The sequence below is a fragment of the Mesorhizobium sp. M0293 genome, from assembly GCF_040321735.1.
GTDB lineage: Bacteria > Pseudomonadota > Alphaproteobacteria > Rhizobiales > Rhizobiaceae > Mesorhizobium.
Map to the genome: position 1 here is coordinate 1 of NZ_JAMYSA010000049.1, position 16,274 is coordinate 16,274.

General features: G+C 62.9%; 17 protein-coding genes and 2 pseudogenes. 11 read left to right on the forward strand and 8 right to left on the reverse strand.

Annotation, left to right across the window (positions count from 1 at the left end; all coding sequences use genetic code 11):
* Positions 1-155: DUF6101 family protein (locus NKJ06_RS19240; protein WP_352810423.1), on the forward strand; the 155-nt coding region annotated here is incomplete at its 5' end.
* Positions 156-251: 96 nt separating this feature from the next.
* On the opposite strand, the gene ubiA is transcribed toward NKJ06_RS19240, so the two are convergent.
* The gene (gene ubiA, locus NKJ06_RS19245; protein WP_352627292.1) at positions 252-1,235 is read right to left on the reverse strand and encodes a 4-hydroxybenzoate octaprenyltransferase; all 984 of its coding nucleotides are present in this window, start codon (positions 1,233-1,235) and stop codon (positions 252-254) included.
* 68 nt (positions 1,236-1,303) lie between these two features.
* Positions 1,304-2,215 (reverse strand): LysR family transcriptional regulator, encoded by a 912-nt coding sequence (locus NKJ06_RS19250; RefSeq protein WP_352810412.1) that lies wholly within the window; start codon positions 2,213-2,215, stop codon positions 1,304-1,306.
* Between the two features lie 43 nt (positions 2,216-2,258).
* On the opposite strand from NKJ06_RS19250, the gene NKJ06_RS19255 reads away from it, so the two are divergent.
* Complete coding sequence (locus tag NKJ06_RS19255; protein ID WP_352626526.1) at positions 2,259-3,167, forward strand: phytanoyl-CoA dioxygenase family protein; 909 nt, start codon at positions 2,259-2,261, stop codon at positions 3,165-3,167.
* Between the two features lie 57 nt (positions 3,168-3,224).
* A complete protein-coding gene (purD, locus tag NKJ06_RS19260; protein ID WP_352626527.1) occupies positions 3,225-4,502 on the forward strand; it encodes a phosphoribosylamine--glycine ligase in 1,278 nt (425 codons plus the stop codon).
* Between the two features lie 24 nt (positions 4,503-4,526).
* On the opposite strand, the gene NKJ06_RS19265 is transcribed toward purD, so the two are convergent.
* The 4 genes and pseudogenes from NKJ06_RS19265 to NKJ06_RS19280 all read right to left on the reverse strand — a co-directional run bounded on the left by NKJ06_RS19265 (position 4,527) and on the right by NKJ06_RS19280 (position 6,852).
* Positions 4,527-5,624, reverse strand: coding sequence for a glycoside hydrolase family 25 protein (locus NKJ06_RS19265; RefSeq protein ID WP_502905635.1), 1,098 nt, complete (start codon positions 5,622-5,624; stop codon positions 4,527-4,529).
* Positions 5,625-5,770: 146 nt separating this feature from the next.
* On the reverse strand, positions 5,771-6,274 hold the full coding sequence (locus tag NKJ06_RS19270) for a GNAT family N-acetyltransferase (protein ID WP_352626532.1): 504 nt from the start codon (positions 6,272-6,274) through the stop codon (positions 5,771-5,773).
* Positions 6,271-6,558 (reverse strand): type II toxin-antitoxin system TacA family antitoxin, encoded by a 288-nt coding sequence (locus tag NKJ06_RS19275; protein ID WP_352626533.1) that lies wholly within the window; start codon positions 6,556-6,558, stop codon positions 6,271-6,273. The genes NKJ06_RS19270 and NKJ06_RS19275 overlap by 4 nt, the downstream gene beginning before the upstream one ends.
* Before the next feature lie 58 nt (positions 6,559-6,616).
* Positions 6,617-6,852 (reverse strand): annotated as a pseudogene (locus NKJ06_RS19280) (hypothetical protein).
* Positions 6,853-7,067: 215 nt separating this feature from the next.
* On the opposite strand from NKJ06_RS19280, the gene NKJ06_RS19285 reads away from it, so the two are divergent.
* Positions 7,068-8,837: an acyl-CoA dehydrogenase family protein gene (locus tag NKJ06_RS19285; RefSeq protein ID WP_352626535.1), complete on the forward strand. Its 1,770-nt coding sequence runs from the start codon at positions 7,068-7,070 to the stop codon at positions 8,835-8,837.
* A 19-nt stretch (positions 8,838-8,856) separates the two neighbouring features.
* Positions 8,857-9,609, forward strand: a complete 753-nt coding sequence (locus NKJ06_RS19290; RefSeq protein ID WP_352626537.1) for a crotonase/enoyl-CoA hydratase family protein — start codon at positions 8,857-8,859, stop codon at positions 9,607-9,609.
* Positions 9,610-9,618: 9 nt separating this feature from the next.
* Here NKJ06_RS19290 and pdxH read toward each other — a convergent pair whose 3' ends face one another.
* Positions 9,619-10,236 carry a pyridoxamine 5'-phosphate oxidase gene (pdxH, locus tag NKJ06_RS19295; protein WP_352626539.1) on the reverse strand — a complete coding sequence of 206 codons (618 nt, stop codon included), beginning with the start codon at positions 10,234-10,236 and terminating at the stop codon, positions 9,619-9,621.
* 77 nt (positions 10,237-10,313) lie between these two features.
* Between pdxH and NKJ06_RS19300 the strand changes: the two genes are divergently transcribed.
* From NKJ06_RS19300 to NKJ06_RS19315, 4 genes are all read left to right on the forward strand, one after another.
* A complete protein-coding gene (locus NKJ06_RS19300) occupies positions 10,314-10,775 on the forward strand; it encodes an RT0821/Lpp0805 family surface protein (protein WP_352626541.1) in 462 nt (153 codons plus the stop codon).
* Between the two features lie 256 nt (positions 10,776-11,031).
* Positions 11,032-11,961 carry a DnaJ C-terminal domain-containing protein gene (locus NKJ06_RS19305; RefSeq protein ID WP_352810414.1) on the forward strand — a complete coding sequence of 310 codons (930 nt, stop codon included), beginning with the start codon at positions 11,032-11,034 and terminating at the stop codon, positions 11,959-11,961.
* 106 nt (positions 11,962-12,067) lie between these two features.
* Positions 12,068-12,886, forward strand: a complete 819-nt coding sequence (gene fabI, locus NKJ06_RS19310; RefSeq protein ID WP_352626545.1) for an enoyl-ACP reductase FabI — start codon at positions 12,068-12,070, stop codon at positions 12,884-12,886.
* A 43-nt stretch (positions 12,887-12,929) separates the two neighbouring features.
* The gene (locus NKJ06_RS19315) at positions 12,930-13,517 is read left to right on the forward strand and encodes a histidine phosphatase family protein (RefSeq protein WP_352626547.1); all 588 of its coding nucleotides are present in this window, start codon (positions 12,930-12,932) and stop codon (positions 13,515-13,517) included.
* 12 nt (positions 13,518-13,529) lie between these two features.
* Here NKJ06_RS19315 and NKJ06_RS19320 read toward each other — a convergent pair.
* Positions 13,530-13,790, reverse strand: a pseudogene (locus tag NKJ06_RS19320) (DUF1344 domain-containing protein).
* A gap of 178 nt (positions 13,791-13,968) precedes the next feature.
* Between NKJ06_RS19320 and aroC the strand changes: the two are divergent.
* Both aroC and ribB read left to right on the forward strand, forming a co-directional pair.
* Positions 13,969-15,084 carry a chorismate synthase gene (gene aroC, locus NKJ06_RS19325; RefSeq protein ID WP_352626549.1) on the forward strand — a complete coding sequence of 372 codons (1,116 nt, stop codon included), beginning with the start codon at positions 13,969-13,971 and terminating at the stop codon, positions 15,082-15,084.
* Positions 15,085-15,160: 76 nt separating this feature from the next.
* The gene (gene ribB / locus NKJ06_RS19330; RefSeq protein ID WP_013532799.1) at positions 15,161-16,261 is read left to right on the forward strand and encodes a 3,4-dihydroxy-2-butanone-4-phosphate synthase; all 1,101 of its coding nucleotides are present in this window, start codon (positions 15,161-15,163) and stop codon (positions 16,259-16,261) included.
* Positions 16,262-16,274 lie beyond the last annotated feature (13 nt).

Sequence of the window (16,274 nt, forward strand, 5' to 3'; positions counted from 1 at the left end):
CGCTCCGCGCCGCCATACAGACGCTGCCGCCGCAGGATCGCCGCAAGGGCCGCGTTTCCAACACGCGCCGCCCGCGTTTCCTCGCTCGCCGCAGGGCTGGCGCCCTCGGTCTCAGGCTGGTCATCGACGGCCAGGAAATCATTTCGCGGGAGTGAGATGCGGTCCGCGATAGCGGACGAAAAGCCAATTGCTTGGCTTTTCGAGCTTCGAACGCCCTGAGCCTGCGAGGGGCCGGGGCGAGGGACCTAGCGCTAAACCAGCGGCTTCAGCGCCACCCATACAGCGCCGCCGATCAGGCCGAGGAAGATCAGCCAGCCGACCTGGTTGTTCGATCTGAACAGCCGCAGGCATTGGTCCGGATTGTCGATATCCAGAACAGCGATCTGCCGGGCCATATGCGCACCGGCCGCGATCAGTCCGGCCAGCGCCACCACCGGGGCCTGCGCCGAGGCGAAGGCGATGGCAAAGCAGATCAGCGCGCCGCCATAGAGCCCTGCCAGCCACGATTTGGTGTTGTCGCCGAACAGGCGTGCCGTCGAGCGCACGCCGACAATGGCATCGTCTTCCTTGTCCTGATGCGCGTAGATCGTGTCGTAGCCGATGACCCACAGGATCGAGCCGATATAGAGCATGATTGCAGGCCCATCGAGATCGCCGAATTCGACTGCCCATCCCATCAGCGCGCCCCAGGAAAAGGCGAGGCCAAGCACAAGTTGCGGCCAGTTGGTTATCCGCTTCATGAACGGGTAGATCGCGATGACAACCAGCGAGCAGATGCCGAGCAGGATGGCGAAGCTGTTGAACTGTATGAGCACCGCGAGGCCGACCAGCGCCTGCAGGGCAACAAACAGCCATGCCCGCCGGCGCGTCGCCTTGCCCGACGGCAGCGGCCGCGAGCGCGTGCGGTCGACCTGGTTGTCGATGTCCTGATCGACGAGGTCGTTGTAGGTGCAGCCGGCGCCGCGCATAGCGATGGCGCCGGCCAGGAACAGCACGAGATACCAAGGTGCCGGCAGCAGCGACAGCAGCGGGTCGCCGGGGCGCGGATAGGCGCTCGCCGCAAGGGCCGCAGACCACCAGCACGGCCACAGCAGCAACTGCCAGCCGATCGGCCTGTCCCACCGGGCAAGCTGCGCATAGGGCCATATCGAGCGCGGCAGCACGCGATAAACCCAATGGCCGTTCGGCGCATCGGCGACACGGCCCTGCGCCGTTTTCGACTGGATAGTTTCCATGTCCATGGAGTGGCAGCAGCGGCGGAAACCGTCAAGCGGCAAGCGGGGGAGCAGCGTCCGTCAGCCTTTCACGAAGCAAAGATGTCGCGGGCGGCGAACCAACCCTTGGCAACCTCGACGAACGCCAGCGCCGCATTCGACACACGCTGATGCGTGTCATAGGTGAGCAGGATCCGCTGCATCGGCAGCGGATCGGACAGCGGCTTGCAGATCAGCGGCAGCCCGTCATAGCTGCGGTCGCCGTGCGGGCGGGTATAGCTGACCGCGACGCCGAAGCCGTTGGCGACCATGCTGCGCTGCAGTTCGAACGAGCTTGTCGTCATGTCGGCCACTGGCGAAAGGCCGCGGCTGCGGAACAGGTCGAGCATGTGCTGCCAGCTGTGCGGCTGGTCCGTCGTGATCAGCGGATAGGCGGCAAGATCCGCAAGGCTGACCGACGGGCGATCCGCCAGGGCATGGCCCGCCGGCAACAGCGCATGCGGGTGAAGTTCGCGCAGCAGGATGCGGGCAAAATGCATCGGCAGGCTGAGATCATAGGTGAGACCGAGATCGATGGCCGCATCGCCGAGTCGTCGTCCCAGCGTTTCGAACGTCTCGTCGCGAACGACGACCTTGACGGCTGGATGGCGTTCGGAAAAGGCGCGGAGCAGAGCCGGCGCGAAGAACGGCGCCAGGTCCTCGAAGCATCCCAGCACTAGCTCACCGCTGACAGCCGATTTGGTTGAACCCAGGCCGATGAGTTCGTCCGTCTCGGTGAGAACCTGCCTTGCCTTGGCCACGACGGCGCGGCCAAACGATGTCGGCGAAACGCCGCTTCCGCGCTGGCGCACGAACAGTTTCTGGCCGAAATTCTTTTCGACCGCGTCTATGGCCACCGAAATCGACGGCTGCGATTCGTTCAGCACCTTTGCCGCGCCGGTGACGCTGCCGTGACGCGCCACGGCGACGAGATAGCGCAACTGCGTGAGGGTTACATTCATAGGCATATTCTATGTGTCGGATGGAAAGTTATCATTTTACTGAATGAAGGCGGGTTGCGATAGTCGGTTCATTCCAGGAGGAGAACGCCATGGCTTCGACTATCAGCGTGACGGCGCCGTCTGCATTCGCGGCGCCTTCAAGGGCTGGGTCGACACGATTGCCGCCGGCATCGAGCGCAACATGCAGAACCGCAGCGCCACCGCGTCCGATATAGCTAACGGTCGCGGCAGTTTCTTCGACGACTATTGCAACTGGGAGCGCATTCCCGAATTCGTCAGCGTGGTGCGGAACTCGCCGGCTGCCGAACTGGCGGCGGCGGTCATGCAGTCGCGCACCGCGCAGTTCTTCCACGATCACGTGCTGGTCAAGGAACCCGGCACGCAGAAGCCTACACCCTGGCATCAGGACATCCCCTACTACTTCGTCGATGGCCAGCAGACGGTGAGTTTCTGGATTCCCATCGATCCGGTGAAGGAGGCGACGCTGCGGCTGATCGCCGGCTCGCACAAATGGGACAAGATGATCCTGCCGGTGCGCTGGCTCGACGACAGCAATTTCTACGCCGGCGAGGGCGACTATTTGCCGGTGCCCGATCCGGACACGGATGCGTCTATGAAGGTGCTCGAATGGGAAATGGAGCCGGGCGACGCCATCTTGTTCGACTTCAGGACCGCGCATGGCGCGCGCGGCAATCTGACCGCGGCGCGGCGCCGGGCGCTGTCGCTGCGCTGGGTCGGTGACGATGCGCGCTATGTCGAGCGGCCAGGGCGCACCTCGCCGCCCTATCATGGCCACGGCATGCAGCCGGGACAGAAATTGCGTGAAGACTGGTTTCCGGTCGTCTACCAGGCTGAGTTCGAGCCAGAATATGGGCGCCGTGTTCGGCGCCCATATTCGGCTGGGGATAACGTTCCCGTGCGCAATTCCGATCAAAGCACCCTGATGTCTTGACCCGTCGTCCAGAGAGCAATAGCGGGTGCTCTAAGAGATCGGCATCAAGAGGTGGCCATGAACGTTCTTCTTCTCGGCTCCGGCGGCCGCGAACATGCGCTCGCCTGGAAGATCGCTGCGTCGCCGCTGCTGACCAGGCTTTACGCAGCCCCCGGCAATCCGGGCATTGGCGGTGAGGCCGAACTGGTGAAGCTCGACATCGCCGATCACGCTGCCGTTGCCGCCTTTTGCAAGGACAAGAAGATCGACCTCGTCGTGGTTGGTCCGGAAGGGCCGCTGGTGGCCGGCATTGCCGACGATCTGCGCGCGCAAGGCATCCGCGTCTTCGGACCCTCCAAGGCCGCCGCGCAACTGGAAGGCTCGAAGGGTTTCACCAAGGATCTCTGCGCCCGATACAACATCCCAACCGCCGCCTATGGTCGCTTCGGCGATCTGGCCTCCGCGAAGGCCTATGTCGAGAAGATGGGCGCGCCGATCGTCATCAAGGCCGACGGGCTCGCTGCCGGCAAGGGCGTCACCGTCGCCATGACGCTGGACGAGGCGCAGGCCGCACTCGATGCCTGTTTCGATGGTTCCTTCGGCGCCGCCGGCGCGGAGGTGGTGGTCGAGGAGTTCATGACCGGCGAGGAGGCGAGCTTCTTCTGCCTCTGCGACGGCACCACGGCGCTGCCCTTCGGCACCGCGCAGGATCACAAGCGCGTCGGCGACGGCGACACCGGCCCCAACACCGGCGGCATGGGCGCCTATTCGCCCGCCCCGGTGATGACGCCGCAGATGGTCGAGCGCACCATGCGCGAGATCGTCGAGCCGACCATGCGCGGCATGGCTGAACTTGGTGCGCCCTTCGCCGGCGTGCTGTTCGCCGGGCTGATGATATCAGACAAGGGGCCGAGGCTGATCGAATACAACACCCGTTTCGGCGATCCGGAATGCCAGGTGCTGATGATGCGGCTGAAGGACGATCTGCTGGTCCTGCTCAACGCGGCAACCGACGGCCAGCTTGCGCATAGCTCGGTGCGCTGGCACGACGAGGCCGCGCTCACCGTGGTGATGGCGGCCAGGGGCTATCCCGGCACGCCGGAAAAAGGCTCGGTCATCCGCGGCGTCGACGACGCGGCGAGCGATGGTGTCCAGATATTCCACGCCGGTACCGCCATCAATGGCGGCGCGCTGGTTGCCAATGGCGGCCGTGTCCTCAATGTCACGGCGACGGGAAGCACGGTCGGCGAGGCGCAGAGACGAGCCTATGCCGCGCTCGATCGGATCGACTGGCCGGATGGCTTCTGCCGCCGCGACATCGGCTGGCAGGCCGTGGCGCGCGAGCAGGCTGGCTAAAGTCGCTATTGGAGAGACGGCAGTCTACCGCTGGCCGCGATCGATCTCGGTCGACGCGGTGCTGAGCGGATCGGCGACGGCAAAGGCGGCGTCGAGTTGCGCGGGAGAACGCTGTTCGGTCCGCTTCCACGCGACATATTGGACAATGCCGTAATTCGCCCGTCGTGGCACTGTCTTCACGACTGGCATGCGGAAGCCGTCGCGAAATTTCGTCCAGCGCGTGCCCAACGCCACAACCATGTCCTCGAAGGTCGGCGGCGCCGCCACCGAGGCGTAGGTGATGGTGACATTGCCGGCGAGGCCGGCTTCGCGTGAGACGGGAAGCGGTATCGAGGCGAGATAGTCGGGCGGCACGTCGATGAGCCCACCGAACGGCCATTGCGCACGCAGCGTGGCGGCATTCGTCGGCGCGACATTGACGTCGATGTCCTTGGGCGTACCGGCGACCCTGTAAGGGCAGCGGAATCTGCCGCAATTGGCTCGCGCCGAAAACTGCCACAGTGCGTAGCCCTGCCAGTTGCCCATCGGAAAATGCACGTCGATGTCGTTGACGTAGCGGGCATACCAGAGCGGCAGCCGCGACAGGAGCCTATATCTGTAGCTGTTGTCGGCAATGTACTGGGCTGTCTTGCCGTTGGTGTAGATGATCGGGAAGCGGCCGACGCGCCGATGCACCTGGCGGACGAACTCCTCGGCATCGTCCAGTGACATCCATTGCGAAGGATCGTTGCCCTCGATGTCGAGGGCCATGAGATCGTCCGGCGCGGGTTCGGCGAAATCGAGGAAATTATTGGCCTGCTCGACCGGATTACCGGGGCGGGCGAGATGATATGCGCCCCATTTCAGGCCAAGCGCCTTGGCCACGACCCTGCGCGTCTGGAACAGCTCGCGCGTCACCGCATGGCGCTTCCACAGCGCCTTGCACAGTTTCACCTCGGTGTCGTCGCCCAAACAGAAATAGGGCGGCGGCATGCCGTCGGATGCCTTATTGATGAAGCCGACCACCCGCTTGTCGGTGGCGAGCTGGGCCCAGTCGATGGAATTGTATTCGTAGGCATCGACGACCAGGGCACGGTCGGCGTTCTTCCACGGCTCGGAAAAATCCGAGGCCTTTGCCGCCATCGACAGCGCCATCGTCGCCGCAAATGCGAGAAGCGCTGTGCGGCGAAGGAGGCGCGCCGTCCTTTGCAAACAGGGAATCCCCGTTGATCAAAGACAGATGCTGAACCGCTATGGTTAAGGAAGTGCTTTCAAGGCAATGCGGTGCGTCAGTCGAACAGCTTCAACGCCGTCGCTACAGATAGGAACATCGACAACGGACGGTCTTGAAATGGCGTGAAACCATGTTTGCGATAAAAAGCCGCGGCCTTGTCGTCCTTGGCGTCGACGATCAGCGCGAAGCAGGCAGGAGCAGCTTGGGCGCAGCGCCGGAGCGCATCCACGATCAGTATCGATCCAACTCGTTGTCCCTGATATCGGGTATCGACTGCCAACCTTCCGATCAATATGGCGGGCAGGACTGGATAGCGCGGTAGGCGTTTTGTCAGGTCTTGTGGCAGCGAAGCTATGGGCACGCTTGACGCTGCAAGAGTGTAATATCCGGCAATGAGATCGACATCACGGTCTGCGGCGACAAAGCAGTTGCTGACTCGGCGTTTGACGTCCTGGCTCGCCTGCTCGCGTAGATAGTGGTCGAGTGCCAGCACGCCACAACTGAATACCTTACGATCATACGATCCGCCCAGCGGCTCGATGATCAGGTCTAGACTCACCGGGATTCGACGACAAGTCGCTTGTAGGCGTCGGCAGCTTTGCGCAGCGCTTCATTGGGTTCGGGTGGATTGAGAATGGCTTCTACCAGAGCGTGCTGATCCTCGATGGACAGGCGGATGATAGCAGTCTCCTCAATGGTGCGTTGTGCAGCTTCCTGCGCTGCGGAGACCACGAAGTCGCTGACGCTGCGGCCCTGGATTTCGGCGGCACGTTTCACCACACTCAGCATATCCGGTGAGATCCGAGCTTCGAGACGGGCGGTACGGGTCTGTTGGTTTGGCATCACGATCACCTCTAGTGCGATATGTACGGGTTTTGACCGTACATATCAAGCGCCCCGTTCAGCGTTGCGTGAATGGCTGAACCTCAAACGGGTCAGGCGCTGGCTCTTGCCGCAACGTGCCATCGGCCGCGCGTTTGCGGTGGTGGGCCAGCCAGCATTGCGGCGAGCACAATATGCCGCGATCCGACCAGTAGGCGGCGCGTGTTCCAGTCTGCCCTCATGATACCAGAACCCCGCCGCGCGATAGGACAGGCCGCATTCAATGCAGCGGTAGGTGTCGGGTCTGGCAAGCATGGGATGGTTCCGGTTGCGTGGTTTTTGATCTATCACCGGTCGACTTGATCCGGCGTCGACTGAATTTAATACGCGCCGCTGCGATTGCAAAATCCGCGTGACAAAATTTGACGTTTACGTAAAAAGAAGATGGGAGATCGCCCAAAGGGCGGATGGTTTGTAGCGGCACCGACTCTAGGGTTGGCAGGGCCGATGTATCGGGAGGAGGAAGCGGCATGTATCGGGCACCGGTCGAGGATATCGCGTTTACGCTCAAGCACGTGGCTGGCATGAAATCGGCGCTTGATGCCGGCAGGTTCGGTGATCTCGTTGAGGATCTGGTCGATGCCGTTCTGGGCGAGGCCGGCCGCTTCGCCACCGAAGAGGTGGCGCCGCTCTACAAGATCGGCGATCAGCAAGGGGCCGTGCTGAAGGACGCCGCCGTCACCACGCCGCCTGGTTGGAAGGAACTTTATCGCCGCTGGATCGATAGCGGCTGGAATGCACTCTCCGGGCCTGAAGCCTATGGCGGCCAAGCGCTGCCGACCATGCTCGGCGTCGCCGCGCTCGAAATGTGGAACTCCGCCGCCATGGCCTTCGGTATCGGCCCGACGTTGACCATGGGTGCGGTCGAAGCGCTCGACAAGCACGCCTCCGAAGACCTCAAGGGAAAATATCTCGAAAAGCTCGTGTCGGGCGAATGGATGGGCACGATGAACCTGACCGAGCCGCAGGCCGGTTCGGACCTCGCCGCCTTGCGCGCCCGCGCCGAGCCGGCCGGTGACGGGAGCTACCGCATCTTCGGCCAAAAAATCTTCATCACCTATGGCGAGCACGATTTTACAGACAACATCATCCACCTGGTCCTGGCGCGGCTGCCAGACGCGCCGGCCGGCACGCGCGGCATCTCGCTGTTCCTGGTGCCGAAATTCCTGGTCGGTGACGATGGTTCGCTGGGCGCGCGCAACGACGTCTTCTGTTCCGGCCTGGAGCACAAGCTCGGCATCCATGCCTCGCCAACCTGCACCATGATCTATGGCGACGGCTTTCAGGGCGCGAAATCTGGCGCCATCGGCTGGCTGATCGGCGAGGAGAACAAGGGCCTCGCCTGCATGTTCACCATGATGAACAATGCGCGGTTGTGTGTCGGCATGCAGGGCGTCGCGGTAGCCGAGGCCGCAACGCAGAAGGCGATTGCCTATGCCAACGACCGCCGGCAGGGCAAGGCGGCAAGCTATACTGGCACCGGCATGGCGCCGATCGTCCACCACCCCGACGTGCAGCGCAATCTCCTGGCCATGAAGGCGCTGACCCAGATCGCGCGGGCGATCAGCTATTCCTGTGCCTATGCCATCGATCTGGCACGCGTCTCGGACGGCGACGAGGCGGCGCATTGGCGCGACCGCGCCAATCTGCTGACGCCGCTGGCCAAGGCTTTTTCGACGGATGTAGGCGTCGAGGTTGCCTCGCTCGGCGTCCAGGTGCATGGCGGTATGGGCTTCATCGAGGAGACAGGTGCGGCCGCCTTCTACCGCGATGCCCGCATCGCACCGATCTATGAAGGCACCAATGGCATCCAGGCGATCGATCTGGTGATGCGCAAGCTGCCGCTCGGTGGCGGCGACCATGTGCACGGCTTCATCGCCGAACTGGCTGATGTGGCCGGAGCGGTGCGAACCTCGAACCTGCAGGGTTTCGGCCGCGCCGCCGATGCTCTCGACGCAGCACTTGGCGATCTGACGCAAGCGACCCGCTTCCTGCAGAAACTGGCTGCCGACGGCCGTTCGGACGAAGCGCTGGCAGGTGCTACGCCCTACCTCAGGCTGATCTCGCTTGCCGCCGGCGCCGCCTATTTGGCTCAGGGTGCTCTTGCCGATCAGGGCCGTATCGCGCTTTGCCGCTTCTTCGCCGAAAACCTGCTCGGCGAGGTCAGTGCCTTGAAGGAGCGCGTTGTCGATGGCGCCGAAAGCCTCGCCGCTGCCGGCAAGACGCTCATCTCTGCCTGACGTTCACAAGGAAAAGACCGTGACAGACCATATTCTCGTCGAGCGCCAGGGCGCCATCCAGATCATCCGCATGAACCGGCCGGACAAGAAGAACGCGCTGACGCGGGCCATGTATGCGAAAATGTCGAAAACCCTGGCCGATGGCGACGCCGACCCTGCGATCCGCGTCCATGTCTTCCTGGGCGTGCCCGGCGCCTTCTCCTCGGGCAACGACCTTGCCGATTTCATGGTCATAGCGACGGGCGGCGATGGCGGCACCGAGGTCTGGGATTTCCTGATGGCGCTGGCGAGGGTCGAGAAACCCATCGTCTCCGGCGTCGACGGCATCGCGGTCGGCATCGGCACGACGCTCAACCTGCATTGCGACCTGACCTTCGCCACACCGCGCACCGTGTTCAAGACGCCGTTCGTCGATCTCGGCCTGGTGCCCGAGGCGGGATCGAGCCTCCTGGCGCCGCGGATCCTGGGCCAGCAGGGGGCTTTCGCATTGCTCGGCCTCGGCGAAGGCTTTTCGGCCGAGCGCGCGAAGGCAGCCGGCCTGATCTACGAGGTGGTCGAGGAAGCAGCGCTGGAAGCCTCGGTCCTGGCTGCGGCCGGCCAGATCGCGGCCAAGCCGCCGCAAGCGCTGAAGATCGCCCGCGACCTGATGCGCGGCTCGCGCGACGACCTCGTCGCCCGCATCGGCGAGGAAAGCGAGCATTTTCGCGAGCGGCTGAAATCCGACGAGGCGCGCGCCGCGCTGACGGCATTCATGACCAGGAAGAAGGGATAAGCCTCCCTTTCAGGGGTAAAGCCGCGTCTTGTCCCACCCGCCATTCGCATTGCGGGAAAAGACGACACGATCGTGTAGCCGGAACGGCCGGTCGTGCCAGAACTCGATCGTCCGCGGCACGATGCGGAAGCCCGACCAATACTTTGGCCGCGGGATCTCGCCGATCGCATGGCGCGCCGTGTATTCGGCCACTGCCTTTTCCAGCGCGAATCGGCTTTCCAGCGGGCGCGACTGTTTCGAGGCCCAGGCGCCGATGCGGCTGCCGCGCGGCCGTGTCGCATAGTAGGCGTCGGCCTCGGCGTCGCTGACGATCTCCACCGGGCCGCGAATGCGCACCTGCCGGCGCAGCGATTTCCAATGGAAGCACATCGCTGCCTTCATGCTGCCAAGAATCTCCTGGCCCTTGGCGCTCTCGAAATTCGTGTAGAAGACAAACCCGCCCTCATCGAACCCCTTGAGCAACACCATACGCACATCCGGCATGCCATCGGCATCGACGGTCGCCAGCGCCACGCCGTTGGGGTCATTTATTTCGCTCTTGGTGGCGTCCTCCAGCCATGCGGCAAAGAGGCGAAATGGCTCCGCGGCCTCGGTAAAGTCACCGCTTGTTAACTCAGTGTCACTCATAGTTTTTCTCAATTTGTCACGAAGCCCAGAAATTTTTACGAAGCCCAGATTTTTACGAAACAGGGGGAGGTTGCCGATTGTCGCGTATCGCGCAAGCTTTTGACAGCAGGCAATGGGGCGTTATCGCTTCGGCCAGCACGAAAGTGGCGATCGTGGCAGTCGCCTTGCCGCTTGCCGCCTGTGGTGCCGGTGGCTTCAGCCTGGAAAAGGCCGAAGTCGACCGCTCGATCCTGACCAGCAGCATATCTACCTCGGCTGTGCCGGCCAATTTGGATCGCGACTCCGACCAGACCACGATCGGCAATGCGGTGTCCTCGGCCGACATCGAGCAGCTCGGCGGGCAGTCCGTTCCGTGGGCCAATGCCGGCACCGGTTCCCGCGGCTCCATCACCGGGCTGGCGGAATTGAAGGACAACGGCCAGACATGCCGCCGTTTCAAGGTCTCACGCGAAAGCTTTGATGGCGTCGCCATGTTCGAGGGCGAACTGTGCCTGGCCACCGCCGGCGGCTGGCGCATGCAGGACTTCAAGGCGCTCTGAGCTTGATCCGAAAGTCGATCGGGTCGGCGGGTGCTTTCGCTGCCCGGTGCGTCGCCAATCTTGGCAATATCCCGATAACGGCTGGGATCGGCTCCTTCCGGATCGACAAAAATCCCTCGCCGATCCTCAACCGCCGACTTTTGGATTAAGCTCTGAGTTTCCGCCTTTGATATGCTGCTCCAGCACTGGAATTTCTTCCTATGCGAGCGCATATAGGGGGCAACCAGAGACTCAACTCTTCTCCAGGGCAGTAAGCATGCGCGACCCCTATGAGGTGCTGGGCGTTGCCAAGAACGCATCGGCCAAGGACATAAAATCGGCGTACCGGAAACTCGCCAAGAAGTATCATCCGGATCAGAACCCGAATGATCCCAAGGCGAAGGATCGTTTTGCCGCGGCCAACCAGGCCTATGAGAGCGGCGGCGACGAAAAGAATCGCGCCGCTTTCGATCGCGGCGAAATCGACGCCGACGGCAAGCCGCGGTTCCAGGGCTTCGAGGGCGCTGCCGGTGGCGGCGATCCCTTCGGCGGATTTCGCCGGCAGCAAGGTCCGGGCGGCTCGCGATTCGAATTCCGCTCCGGCCGCCCAGGCGGCGATCCGTTCGACGGCAATAGCGACATCTTCAGCCAGATTTTCGGCGATGCTTTTTCTGGTGTGCGTGGCGCCGGCATGGGAGATCGCCGCCAGCCCGCGACCGCTGCCGATCTGAACGTGACGCTCGACGTGACCATCGAGGAGGCGGCGACCGCCGAAAAAGTGACGGCGATGTTCCCCGACGGCCGCAAGGTGGCCGTCAAATTGCCGGCCTATGTCGAGGACGGCCAGACCATCCGGCTGAAGGGGCAGGGCGAGCAAGGGCCGGGCCAGCCGGGCGACGCGCTGGTCAAGATCCATCTGCGCCGCCACCCGCGCTATCGCATCGAGGGCCGCGACCTGCACGCCGATCTGCCGGTGACGCTGGCGGATGCGGTGCTCGGTGCCAAGGTGCCGGTCGATACGCCGACCGGCAGGCTTGCGGTCAACATCCCTGCCTGGTCGAGTTCAGACAAGGTCCTGCGGCTGAAGGGCAGGGGCCTGCCGGAAAAGGCCGGCGGCCACGGCGATCTCTACGCCCATGTCCGGATCATGCTGCCGGAGGGCGGCGATAGCGCGCTCGAAGCGCTGTTGCGCAGCCAAAAAGACTGATCGACGGCTTTTGTCCCCCGAACTGTCCGGTTTGAACGCTTGAAGGGGCTCTGTGCCTGTGCGATAGGGCACTCCACAAAGCAGAAATCTTGCGGAGAGCGCTCACATGGCGGGTGGACAGGGCCTTATGGCCGGCAAGCGCGGCCTTATTCTTGGCGTCGCCAATAACAGATCGATCGCCTATGGCATCGCCAAGGCTTGCGTCGATCATGGAGCCGAGATCGCGCTGACCTATCAGGGCGAGGCGTTCAAGAAGCGTGTCGAGCCGCTGGCGGCGGAACTGGGCGCCTTTGTCGCCGGCCATTGCGACGTCACCGATCCGGCGAGCTTGGACGACGTTTTCGCCAATGTCGGCAAACACTGGGGCAAACTTGATTTCCTCGTCCATGCCATTGCCTTCTCCGACAAGGACGAGTTGACCGGCCGCTATGTCGAGACGACGCGCGACAATTTCCTGCGCACCATGGACATTTCGGTCTACTCCTTCACCACCATTGCCAAGCGGGCCGAGGCGCTGATGACCGACGGCGGCTCGCTGCTGACCCTCACCTACTACGGCGCCGAAAAGGTGATGCCGCACTACAACGTCATGGGTGTCGCCAAGGCGGCGCTCGAAGCCAGCGTGCGCTACCTGGCGGTCGACCTCGGCGCCAAGAAGATCCGCGTCAATGCCATCTCGGCTGGCCCGATCAAGACGCTGGCCGCTTCCGGCATCGGCGATTTCCGCTACATCCTGAAGTGGAACGAGTACAATTCGCCGCTGAAGCAGACGGTGACGCAGGAAGAGGTCGGCGATTCCGGCGTCTATTTCCTGTCCGATCTGTCGCGCGGCGTCACCGGTGAAGTGCATCACGTCGATTCGGGCTACCACGTCGTCGGCATGAAGGCCGTCGACGCGCCTGATATTTCGACGGTCAAGGACTAATCCACCAACCGTCGTCCGTCCCGATCCCGTACCGGAAGACATGATGTACCCGCTGGTTTATATCGTGCGCCACGGCCAAACCGCGTGGAACGCCGAATTCCGGCTTCAGGGACAGGCCGACACCGATCTCAACGCTCTTGGCCGCGAACAAGCGACCGGAAATGGTCGTCGGCTCGCCAAACTGGTCCAAAATCCCGAGGAATTCGATTTCGTCGCCAGCCCGATGAAACGGACGCGCGAAACGATGCAGCGCGTCCGCGTCGCGATGAAGCTCGATCCGGGTGCCTATCGAACCGATCCGCGCCTCGTCGAAGTCAACTTCGGCGATTGGCAGGGATTTACCTTTCCTGAGCTTGAGACACGGTATCCCGGAGCGAGCAGGATACGCGCTCTGGACAAATGGAACTTTCAGCCGCCCGGCGAAGGCGCGGAGAGTTACCAAATGCTGCTCGAACGAGTGAGGCCATGCTTCGATGCGATCCAACGCCGGACGATCTGCGTGACCCATGGCGGCGTCATGCGCGCCCTGTTTCGCTTCGTTCTGGGACTGGCAGAGGACGAGGCGGCGAATCTGGAAATACCGCACGATCGCTTGCTCAAGCTCGAAGGCAAGAGCCTGGAGTGGCTTTAGGGCACCAATTCCCTAGTTCGTGTCGCTGTCCGGCAACTGCATATCGGTGACGACATTCTCGCCATTGTTCACGTCATAAGCGATGACGATATCCATGCCCGGCTTCAGCGCGTCTAGCTAGGTCTCGGCGTTCAGCTTGTAGGACTTGCCGTCATCCAGCGTCAGCGTCAGCGCGTCCTTGTCGACGTTCTTGATCAAGCCTTCGGTCTGGCCGGCGAGAGCAGCGGTGGAAAGCAGCAGTGTGGCGGCAATAGCGCCAATCAGGGTACGCATTATCGTTCCTCTTTGTCATTGCACCGGCATGGCGGCGGACGTTCAACGGCGGATGGAACAGAGCAGAAACCAACCGAATGTGTCAAAACTAAATCCGCCAGATCACAGTTTGACCCCTGTGAAAAACGCCAATAGAAGGCAAGCTTGAGCCGGCTCCAATGCCGGGCAGGGTCATTTCATGTCTCACAACACGTTCGGCCACCTTTTCCGCGTCACCACCTGGGGCGAAAGCCATGGCCCCTCGCTCGGCTGCGTGGTCGACGGCTGTCCGCCCGGCATCCGCTTTACTCAAGCCGAGATCCAGGCCGAACTCGACAAGCGCCGGCCGGGCCAGTCACGTTTCGTGACGCAGCGTCGCGAACCTGACGAGGTCAAGATCCTGTCCGGCTTTATCCTCGACGAGGACGGCGAGACGATGATCACCACCGGCACGCCGGTCTCGATGCTGATCGAGAATGTCGACCAGCGCTCGAAGGACTATGGCGAGATCGCCCGCCAATATCGGCCCGGCCATGCCGATTACACCTATGACGTCAAATATGGCGTGCGCGACTATCGTGGCGGCGGCCGCTCCTCGGCCCGCGAGACGGCCGCGCGGGTGGCAGCCGGCGCGCTCGCCCGCAAAGTTGTGCCCGGCGTGGTGGTGCGCGGCGCGCTGGTGTCGATGGGCGAGAAAGCAATAGACCGCGCCAACTGGAACTGGAATTTCATCAGCGACGCGGAAAATCCGTTCTTCACCCCCGATCCGGCTTCCGTTCCCGTCTTCACCAGATATCTCGACGGCATCCGCAAGGCGGGCTCCTCGGTCGGTGCGGTGATCGAAATCGTCGCCGACGGCGTTCCGGCAGGTCTCGGCGCGCCGATCTATGCAAAGCTCGACCAGGACATCGCGTCCGGCCTGATGTCGATCAACGCCGTCAAGGGCGTCGAGATCGGCAACGGCTTCGAGGCCGCCCGCATCACCGGCGAGCAGAATGCCGACGAGATGCGCATGGGCAATGACGGCAAGCCAGTGTTCCTGTCCAACAATGCCGGCGGCATCCTGGGCGGCATCTCGACCGGCCAGGCGATCATCGCCCGTTTCGCCGTCAAGCCGACATCCTCGATCCTGACGCCGCGAAAGTCGATCGACAAGGATGGCAAGGACGTCGAGATCATGACCAAGGGCCGCCACGACCCGTGTGTGGGTATTCGCGCCGTGCCGATCGGCGAGGCAATGGTTGCCTGCGCGATTGCCGATCACTATCTGCGTCATCGAGGACAGACAGGGAAGGGAATAGGCAGTAGGGAATAGGCAGGAGGCCGCACGATACAGCCTTTTCCTTCCCCTAGTGCCTACTCCCTATTCCCTGCGAGCGAAGCGAGCGTCCATGCCTTACGACCAGAAGAAAATCGTCGAAGCCTTGCGCGCTTTCGAACGCGGCGAGATCGTTGTCGTCATGGATGATGACGGGCGCGAGAACGAGGGCGACCTGATCGTCGCCGCCGTCCACTGCACGCCTGAAAAGATGGCGTTCATCGTTCGCCACACCTCTGGCATCGTCTGCACGCCGATGCCGCGCGAGGAAGCCAAGCGGCTGAACCTCGCGCCGATGGTCGCCGACAACGACTCCGCCCATACCACTGCTTTCACCGTCAGCGTCGATTTCAAGCATGGCACCACCACCGGCATTTCGGCCGAGGACCGCACGCTGACTGTGCGCAATCTCGCCAACGGCAATGTCGGCGGCTCGGATTTCGTCCGCCCCGGTCACATCTTCCCGCTGATCGCGCGCGAGGGTGGCGTCCTGATGCGTTCGGGCCATACCGAAGCGGCGGTCGATTTGTGCAAGCTCGCCGGCCTGCCGCCGGTTGGCGTCATTTCCGAACTGGTCAACGACGATGGCACCGTCAAGCGCGGCCCGCAGGTGCAGGCTTTCGCCGAGGAGCATGGCCTGAAGCAGGTTTCGGTGGCCGACCTCATCGCCTACCGGCAACGCAAGGAAACGCTGGTCGAGCGCGTCGCCTGCTCGGAAATCGACACGCTTGGCGGCAAGGCGCAGGTCTTCACCTACACGCTGCCGTGGGACTCCATGCATCACGTTGCCATCGTCTTCGGCGACATCCGCGACGGCGAGGACGTGCCGGTGCGCCTGCATTCGGAAGACGTCGTGACGGATGTGTTCGGCACCAGCCATCGGCTCGACGCCATCATGAAGACGATGGGCGAGCGCAGGCGCGGCGTCATCGTCTATCTGCGCGAAGGCTCCGTCGGCGTCGCCCATCAGGAGCGCAAGCGGCCGGCGAGCGGTGACCGCGAAGATCATGAAGAGGCGCGCCGCCGCGAAAACGAGTGGCGCGAGATCGGGCTCGGCGCGCAAATCCTGAAAGATCTTGGCATTTCCTCGATCAACCTGATCGCCTCGCGCGAACGCCACTATGTCGGCCTCGAAGGTTTTGGCATCCACATCGCCAAGACCGAGATTCTCTGAGCTTCCGGCCGAC

What these genes read in the sequence shown, in the direction of transcription:
- NKJ06_RS19315 (WP_352626547.1), top strand. Translation starts at nt 12,930, where the DNA reads ATGTACCCGCTGGTTTATATCGTGCGCCACGGCCAAACCGCGTGGAAC.
- aroC (WP_352626549.1), top strand. Translation starts at nt 13,969, where the DNA reads ATGTCTCACAACACGTTCGGCCACCTTTTCCGCGTCACCACCTGGGGC.
- pdxH (WP_352626539.1), bottom strand. Translation starts at nt 10,236, where the DNA reads ATGAGTGACACTGAGTTAACAAGCGGTGACTTTACCGAGGCCGCGGAG.
- NKJ06_RS19305 (WP_352810414.1), top strand. Translation starts at nt 11,032, where the DNA reads ATGCGCGACCCCTATGAGGTGCTGGGCGTTGCCAAGAACGCATCGGCC.
- fabI (WP_352626545.1), top strand. Translation starts at nt 12,068, where the DNA reads ATGGCGGGTGGACAGGGCCTTATGGCCGGCAAGCGCGGCCTTATTCTT.
- NKJ06_RS19250 (WP_352810412.1), bottom strand. Translation starts at nt 2,215, where the DNA reads ATGAATGTAACCCTCACGCAGTTGCGCTATCTCGTCGCCGTGGCGCGT.
- ubiA (WP_352627292.1), bottom strand. Translation starts at nt 1,235, where the DNA reads ATGGAAACTATCCAGTCGAAAACGGCGCAGGGCCGTGTCGCCGATGCG.
- NKJ06_RS19255 (WP_352626526.1), top strand. Translation starts at nt 2,259, where the DNA reads ATGAAGGCGGGTTGCGATAGTCGGTTCATTCCAGGAGGAGAACGCCAT.
- NKJ06_RS19285 (WP_352626535.1), top strand. Translation starts at nt 7,068, where the DNA reads ATGTATCGGGCACCGGTCGAGGATATCGCGTTTACGCTCAAGCACGTG.
- NKJ06_RS19275 (WP_352626533.1), bottom strand. Translation starts at nt 6,558, where the DNA reads ATGCCAAACCAACAGACCCGTACCGCCCGTCTCGAAGCTCGGATCTCA.
- purD (WP_352626527.1), top strand. Translation starts at nt 3,225, where the DNA reads ATGAACGTTCTTCTTCTCGGCTCCGGCGGCCGCGAACATGCGCTCGCC.
- ribB (WP_013532799.1), top strand. Translation starts at nt 15,161, where the DNA reads ATGCCTTACGACCAGAAGAAAATCGTCGAAGCCTTGCGCGCTTTCGAA.
- NKJ06_RS19265 (WP_502905635.1), bottom strand. Translation starts at nt 5,624, where the DNA reads ATGGCGGCAAAGGCCTCGGATTTTTCCGAGCCGTGGAAGAACGCCGAC.